Below are 239 nucleotides of genomic sequence, written 5' to 3'. Positions count from 1 at the left end.
GCTCGGCCTGACCTCGATCCGCGGCAATCACGACCGCTACCTGATCGAACAGGATCCGGCGGCGCTGCATGTTTCGGATGCCGCCGCTTATCACCAATTGTCGCCAGCCCATCTCGATTGGATCCGTAGTCTTCCATTCGATACCGTCTATCGCGATGAGGTCTATCTCTGCCATGCGACGCCGAAGGACGACAATCTCTACTGGCTGGAATCCGTTTCGCCGGAGGGTTTCGTCTTCC

The 239-nt window shown here is 58.2% G+C and carries 1 pseudogene; it reads left to right on the top strand.

The window, feature by feature from the left end:
- Positions 1-239 (top strand): annotated as a pseudogene (locus AF337_RS12140) (metallophosphoesterase family protein); the annotation flags it as partial.

It is taken from the genome of Rhizobium ecuadorense (assembly GCF_001187535.1).
Taxonomy (GTDB): Bacteria; Pseudomonadota; Alphaproteobacteria; order Rhizobiales; family Rhizobiaceae; genus Rhizobium; species Rhizobium ecuadorense.
The sequence above is the reverse complement of the archived record's forward strand: the minus strand, read 5'-3'. Positions and strand labels throughout refer to the sequence as shown.